Origin of the sequence: Methylobacterium sp. EM32 (genome assembly GCF_040593685.1) — a bacterium.
GTDB lineage: Bacteria > Pseudomonadota > Alphaproteobacteria > Rhizobiales > Beijerinckiaceae > Methylobacterium.
In genome coordinates this window covers 1-6,172 of sequence record NZ_JBEXZS010000168.1, presented here as the reverse complement: position 1 = coordinate 6,172, position 6,172 = coordinate 1, and the positions used below count along the sequence as shown (strand labels likewise).

The window sequence follows — 6,172 nt, the reverse complement described above, 5'->3', positions numbered from 1 at the left end:
GGGCCCGTGGCCCGGCAGACTCTCTGACGGCGTCAGGGGGAACCCCGCTCAACGAGAAGCTCGGCTATTTCCTTTATGATGCGGTCCGAGAACTCCTTGGCGCAGAAGCGGTCGAGCTGGATCTCGACCTTGGCGAGCTAAGCCTGGACGCGGACGTCCTCGGCCTAATCGGCTTTGGGCCGGGCGTCGAGCGCGTCGTTCCCGGCATACGGATCTTGTAGCCTCCCGTCCCGACCACTCCGTGCAGAGGCAGCTTGCGGTCGGATAGCGGATATTCAAGTAATTGTAGCTGAAGGTCCGCTAATGGCGCGAAGCCGAACAAGGGGCATGCGAATGCCTGGATCACATGCGGACCTTCGAACTTCCACCACCGAACGGCCGTGTGGGGTGGAAAGCAGACCCAAGCTCTTCTCCGCAAAGCAGGCGTACTACCTCCCACCCAACGTTGCCGTTGATGCCCGTATCAAGGTCCGCAGCGGTCGGTCATCGGTGAGCCTTCGTCCAAGTCGATGCGCGCATGCGCCGTATCGTGGCACGTTGGGGCATTTCGGCGCGACACGCGAACATCAGCGCAGCCGACCCGAATTTGGTGCGGTGGGCGATGCGACGCCGATGCCTGGATAAAACCGCCGAAATCAGTTCCATCCGGTGTCACATCCGGTCGGGGCGCGTCGTCACCCTTGTGGACCAACCACTTGGTGAGAGTGCGATGAGCAGAGCTATTCCGGTATTGGCTTGCCTCCTTGGCGCGGGATTAGCTGCCAACGGCATCTTCATGCTCGCCTCTCCTGAGGCATGGTACTTCGCGTTGCCGGGCGTGACGACGACAGGCCCATTCAATCAGCACTTCCTGCGCGATATCGGCCTGATCTTCGTGCTGATCGGGTCAGGGTTTGTGTATGGTACGGTAAGACGCGGCTCGCGTGTTCTGCTTTGGAGCATGGGTGCGATCTGGCTCTCAGGGCATGCGCTGTTCCACTTCTGGGAGGTTGCCGTGGGCATTTGCGGGCCGGAGGTTCTGCCCCGCGATTTCCCCGCGGTGACACTTCCTGCACTTATTGCGATTGCCCTCAGCATCTGGTCGTTACGCCATGCCGACCGTTGATGATCCGACCCTAGTCTTCGAGCAGGAGCGGGCGCGACTCGTCCGGCTCGCCTACCGCATGCTCGGTTCATTCGGCGAAGCCGAGGATGTCGTACAGGACGCCTGGCTCCGATGGCAGCACGTCGACCATGCCGGTGTGGCGTCGGCCGGTGCCTTCCTGTCGCGCACGGTCACTCGGCTTTGCCTGGACGTCATGAAGTCCGCCCGAATGCGGCGAGAGACATACTTTGGAACGTGGTTGCCCGAGCCCGTTGCCATGGCTCCGGAGGAAGCCCCTGAGGATGACCTGACACTCACGCTGATGCTTGCACTAGAGCGGCTCTCACCCCTGGAGCGGGCTGCGTTCCTCCTGCACGACGTCTTCGCGATTCCTCTTGCGGAGATCGCGGCAACACTTCAGCGTGAGCCGCCAGCTGTCCGTCAGCTCGCCGCGAGAGCCAGGAAACATGTGCAGTCGGCACGTCCACGCTTCCCTGTCGAGAAGGAAGAGGGGGCACGCATTGCAAGAGCCTTTTTCGAGGCTTCAGCGACGGGCGACATCGCGGCGCTCCGCAGCATGCTCGCCGATGCCGTCGTCGTGCATTCCGATGGCGGCGGGAAGGTCCATGCATTCCCCCGACCCATCATCGGGATCGACAAGGTCATGCGTATGTTCGAGGGCGCTAAGCGAAAGTCGTGGATCCAGCATTCCCAGAAGCTGCAGGACCTCTGGATCGATGGGCTACCGGGATATCTCAGCCTGGAGCCGGGCGGAACATTCCAGACTGTCGCCCTCGATATCCAGGGCGGCCTGATCGTTGGCATCTACTTCACCCGAAACCCGGACAAGCTCGAACGCATGGCAAGGCTGTTCGGAGGGGCTGCAGGAGCGCTGGTACCTCACTGAACCTCAACGCCGGGCGATCGCGAGTTCTCTGCGGCAGACCGTCGAAAATGCACAGAGCGGGTCGAGGTCGCCGGCGTGCTGAATGTCCGCGTAGGTGGAGAGATCCTTGTTCGGAGCGAAGTAAGTCTCGCCGATGCGCTGCATGACACGCTCCGCCTCTTCGAGCGTCTCCGGCTCTCCGAAGAGCCGGATCTTGTTGACGATGGCATAGAGGTTCACCAGTTTGGCCGGGTCGTCGAGGGCATGCTGGAAGGCATCGCCGAACAAGGTCGACGCCTCCCGAATGAACTCGCCGTAAAGCGCTTCCCGTCGCGCGCGATCCTGCACCAGCAGAGTTGCGCGCTCCTGGTTGCGTTGCGTCAGCCATGTGGTCGCGAACGAGGCCATCGCGCCGATGGCGGAACCTGCAAGCGCGGAAAGCGCCGAGACGTAGGCCGCATCCATCGGCGGGCGTGCCTTAGGCCACGCGCTTGGGCTGCGCCGCCAGCCAGTCGCTGTAGCGCCGCTGCGACAGCCACGCGTCGCCGGTGGGTGTCAGCCAGCTGTTTTCGAGGAGCACGCCGAAATACGGCGCAGTGTCGTCCGTGATGACTTTGCGCGTTTCGCCGATGCCGTCGAAATGGCGCTTCACCAACTCGACCATCGGAAGCCGCTCGGGGCCGGCGATCTCGATCATGCTGTTTCGGGGTGGTGCGAGCGCGACCTCGGTGACCTTTGCGGCCACATCGGCCGATGCGATCGGCTGAATCGACGCGGAGGTCACCCGCGCGACGCCGTCGATGACGGCCGCTCCCGCAATCGTGCCGACGAACTCGAAGAATTGCGTGGCGCGGACCACCGTCCAAGGTACGCCCGCGGAGGCGATCAACTCCTCCTGGGCCAGCTTGGCGCGGAAGTAGCCACTGTCGAGCAGGCGCTCGGTTCCGACCACAGATAGCGCCACGTGATGCGTGACGCCCGCAGCCTTCTCAGCCGCTGCGAGGTTCCGTGCGGCGTGGACGAAGAAATCCATCACGGCGTCGTCGGCAAAAGAGGGCGAGTTGGCGACGTCGACGACAACGCCGGCGCCCTGCAACGCATCCGCCAGCCCCTCGCCCGTGACAGCGTTCACCCCCGTATTGGGCGAGGCTGCGAGCACCTCGTGGCCGGCGCCCCTCAGGTTGGCGACGACCTGCGAGCCAATCAGCCCGGTGCCGCCGATGACGACGATCTTCATGTGACGCTCCATCTCGACTCTCGTCCCATCCGGACGGTCGCGGTCATGACGAGCAGCGCCTCTTGCAGTGTGACATCGGTACGGAAGATCGATGCACCCGATTTGGGCCCGTAAGCGCCTGACCTGTGAGATGCTCGGGGCAGGGCGGACCCGAAAGAAGCCGTTCAGGTTCGAACCCGCCGGGACGGCGCACGATCCCACGCAAGCGCATCCTCGGGACAGTTCCCGAGGATGAACAATTGTCGATGAGCCACCCGTACGCGAATCCTGGCCTCAACCGAAGACCGGGTCAGCACGGGCCCATGCACTCAGTAGTCCCAGAACACGGGAACCCACCGAAAAGCGTTGCCATCAACCGCAACCCGACCGACGGACGGGAACGGCAGGTGCGTGGCGATCAACTGCTCGCCGGTTGTCGCCAGTTCCCGCAAGAGCCGGACGCGAACGCGAGCCGCCTCCTCGGGATCGTGTTCGAAGCCGTTGTGCCAGTCGGGGTGCTCGAACCCGACCGTGAACACGGCATCGCCAGCGAATGTCAGCCGGTCGCCACCGGATGCGAGGCGGACCACGCTGTGCCCGGGTGTGTGGCCGCCGGTGCGTTGGACGATCACCCCCGGCGCGACCTCGTGCTCCTCGTCGAACAGTCGCAACTGGCCGCGATACTCTTGCGCGAACCGCTTTGCGGCGGTCCGAAGCGCGTCAGGGAACCCCTGTGGCATGTCAACGTGAGTAAAATCGGGCGCTTCCCAGAACTCGACCTCGGCAGCCGCCACGTGGATCCTCAGGTCCGGGCGCAGCCGCTCCTTCACTCCGTCGACGAGGAGCCCGCCGACATGGTCCATGTGCATGTGGGTCAGCACCACGTCGGTCACAGACGCGAGATCGATGCCGGCGGCCTGCAGACGCTTGGCCAGTTGCCCGGCCCGCGGCAGGTTCAGGTTCGGGTCCAACCCCAACCCGGCGTCAATGAGGATGGTCTGGCCGCCGCTGCGGACCAGAACCACGTTCAGCGACCAGTCGAACGCGTCCGGCGGCAGGAACATGTCGTTCAGCCATGTCGCCCTCGCGGCCGGTTCGACGTTGTGTCCCAACATCTTTGTTGGAAGCGGCAGTACTCCATCGCTGACGACCAGCACGTCGATCTCGCCGATCCGCACTGCGTAACGCGAGGGCACCAACTCTGCATCCCCCACACGCTGAGGGACAGCATATCCCGGATCGGTTCGTCCGGTCTTGGCAGGTACTACAGTCGACATCGTCATCCCTTTCGTGGGACGCGCGTGCATCTGGCTTGTCGGGATCATAAAACGCGCGTCATGCCACGAGGACGAGATCGGGTCGACAGATGTGACATGGGCCATGGGAAGGCGAATTTATCGCCCATGGAAGATCGTTCCTCCTTGGTCTGCCCTTAGCGGACGTTTCTGTAGTCCGCAATTGGTCGGGAGCAGCGGTTCAGCACGGACCGACCCGATGTCGGCTCATGACACACAGCTAAACAAGCGGCATGCGAACTGCTGACCCTATGCAGACCTAGCGGCTGGCCTGATGAGACGTCTGCTCCGAGCGGAGAAGCGGACCTCCCCGGGGCGGTCACGACATCAGCAGGTACGGGCACATTAGCGACCCCGTAGTGCTCATCCGAAGGACGTGCGAGGTTCCTGGTGCCCGTACGACCGTTCAAGTCGGACAAGCCCATTCGGTCCTTCAGTCGCGTGAAGTTCCTTCGGGCGCCCATGGGCTCTCATCGCGCGTGTACCGCCGTCGCCGAGACATACCGCCATTTCTCGGCGGAGGTCGCGCGCGACTGGCGCGGCGCCTGAGTACCCGTGAGGCGAGGCGGCCTTATCGGGTCGCCCCGTCTCGCCAGCGAAGGGCCTCGATCAGGCTTCGCATCGCCGGGCTAACTTGCCGGTCCGGGTAGTAGAGGTGGCAGCCAGGGAACGGTGGGCACCAGGAATCGAGTACCTGAACCAGCCGGCCGGCCGCGATGTCGTCGGCGACCTCGTCCTCCAGCATGTAGCCGAGCCCAGCCCCGGCCCTGACGGCGGCCGCTGCGAGGTTCCCGTCGTTCGCGATCAACTGCCCGCTGGCGCGGACCCGAACCTCCCGGCCGTCGCGGGCGAACTCCCACGGCAGCAAGCCACCTCCGCCGACCAGGCGGTAGTTCACGCAGCGATGCGCCTCCAAGTCGGCCGGCGTGTCCGGTCGCGGGTGGCGCGCGAAGTAGTCCGGGGTCCCGACCACCACCGTACGCAGGTCGGGCCCGACGCGCACCGCGACCATGTCCCGCTCGACCGTTTCGCCGAACCGGATGCCGGCGTCGAAGCACGCCGCCACGATGTCGGTTAGCCGGTCGTCGACGATCACCTCCACCGAAACGGCCGGGTGGTCGAAGAGGAAGCGGGGCAGCCTCGGTTCGAGGATGGTCCGGGCGGCGTAGGGAAACGTCGTCAGGCGCAGGCTGCCCGAGGGCTCGCCCCGCCAGTCGGCCAGCGCGTCGAGGCCCCGGGCGACCTCATCGAGGGCGGGGGCGACGGAGCGCAACAGCCGCTCGCCAGCAGGGGTCGGGGCGACGCTGCGCGTGGTGCGGGCGAGAAGCCTCACGCCGTAGCGCGCCTCCAGCGCCCGCATCGTGTGGCTGAGGGCGGAGGCCGAGAGCCCCATCTCGGCCCCCGCCCGGGTGAAGCTACGATGGCGCGCCACCGCCGCGAAGGCCGCCAGATCGTCGAGGGTGCCGCGTCGCATTCCTGAGCCATGCTCATAAGCCCTTGCCGACTATAGCGGCTAATCGCGGCGCCGGTCGCGGATTACCTCTCGCGCTTCAACAGAAAGGCGCGACGATGGACCTGACGCAATATCGGACCCTGGGACGCTCGGGCTTGGCGGTGAGTCCGCTCGCCCTCGGCACCATGACCTTCGGCGCGGGCCGGTGGGGCTGCGACGCGACCGCTGCGGGCGCGAT

At 65.1% G+C, this 6,172-nt stretch carries 7 protein-coding genes and 1 pseudogene; 4 read left to right on the top strand and 4 right to left on the bottom strand.

The window, feature by feature from the left end; translation table 11 throughout:
• The 3 genes from ABZT49_RS21945 to ABZT49_RS21935 form a co-directional block, all read left to right on the top strand.
• The coding region (locus ABZT49_RS21945) for a hypothetical protein (RefSeq protein WP_355288941.1) at positions 1–221 on the top strand (221 nt) is incomplete at its 5' end.
• Positions 222–517: 296 nt separating this feature from the next.
• Positions 518–1,105, top strand: coding sequence for a hypothetical protein (locus tag ABZT49_RS21940; RefSeq protein ID WP_355288939.1), 588 nt, complete (start codon positions 518–520; stop codon positions 1,103–1,105).
• The gene (locus ABZT49_RS21935; RefSeq protein WP_355288938.1) at positions 1,092–1,991 is read left to right on the top strand and encodes a sigma-70 family RNA polymerase sigma factor; all 900 of its coding nucleotides are present in this window, start codon (positions 1,092–1,094) and stop codon (positions 1,989–1,991) included. Before ABZT49_RS21940 ends, ABZT49_RS21935 begins: the two co-directional genes overlap by 14 nt.
• 3 nt (positions 1,992–1,994) lie before the next feature.
• Here the strand turns inward: ABZT49_RS21935 and ABZT49_RS21930 are convergent, their stop codons facing one another.
• From ABZT49_RS21930 to ABZT49_RS21915, 4 genes are all read right to left on the bottom strand, one after another.
• On the bottom strand, positions 1,995–2,435 hold the full coding sequence (locus tag ABZT49_RS21930) for a hypothetical protein (RefSeq protein ID WP_355288936.1): 441 nt from the start codon (positions 2,433–2,435) through the stop codon (positions 1,995–1,997).
• A 13-nt stretch (positions 2,436–2,448) separates the two neighbouring features.
• A complete protein-coding gene (locus ABZT49_RS21925) occupies positions 2,449–3,207 on the bottom strand; it encodes an SDR family oxidoreductase (RefSeq protein ID WP_355288934.1) in 759 nt (252 codons plus the stop codon).
• A 308-nt stretch (positions 3,208–3,515) separates the two neighbouring features.
• On the bottom strand, positions 3,516–4,463 hold the full coding sequence (locus ABZT49_RS21920) for an MBL fold metallo-hydrolase (protein WP_355288943.1): 948 nt from the start codon (positions 4,461–4,463) through the stop codon (positions 3,516–3,518).
• 589 nt (positions 4,464–5,052) lie between these two features.
• Positions 5,053–5,955, bottom strand: a complete 903-nt coding sequence (locus ABZT49_RS21915) for a LysR family transcriptional regulator (RefSeq protein ID WP_355288933.1) — start codon at positions 5,953–5,955, stop codon at positions 5,053–5,055.
• A gap of 95 nt (positions 5,956–6,050) precedes the next feature.
• On the opposite strand from ABZT49_RS21915, the pseudogene ABZT49_RS21910 reads away from it, so the two are divergent.
• Positions 6,051–6,172 (top strand): annotated as a pseudogene (locus tag ABZT49_RS21910) (aldo/keto reductase); the annotation flags it as partial.

Coding starts and splice junctions, on each gene's coding strand:
- ABZT49_RS21925 (WP_355288934.1), bottom strand. CDS start 3,207: ATGAAGATCGTCGTCATCGGCGGCACCGGGCTGATTGGCTCGCAGGTC.
- ABZT49_RS21920 (WP_355288943.1), bottom strand. CDS start 4,463: ATGTCGACTGTAGTACCTGCCAAGACCGGACGAACCGATCCGGGATAT.
- ABZT49_RS21940 (WP_355288939.1), top strand. CDS start 518: ATGCGCCGTATCGTGGCACGTTGGGGCATTTCGGCGCGACACGCGAAC.
- ABZT49_RS21935 (WP_355288938.1), top strand. CDS start 1,092: ATGCCGACCGTTGATGATCCGACCCTAGTCTTCGAGCAGGAGCGGGCG.
- ABZT49_RS21930 (WP_355288936.1), bottom strand. CDS start 2,435: ATGGATGCGGCCTACGTCTCGGCGCTTTCCGCGCTTGCAGGTTCCGCC.
- ABZT49_RS21915 (WP_355288933.1), bottom strand. CDS start 5,955: ATGCGACGCGGCACCCTCGACGATCTGGCGGCCTTCGCGGCGGTGGCG.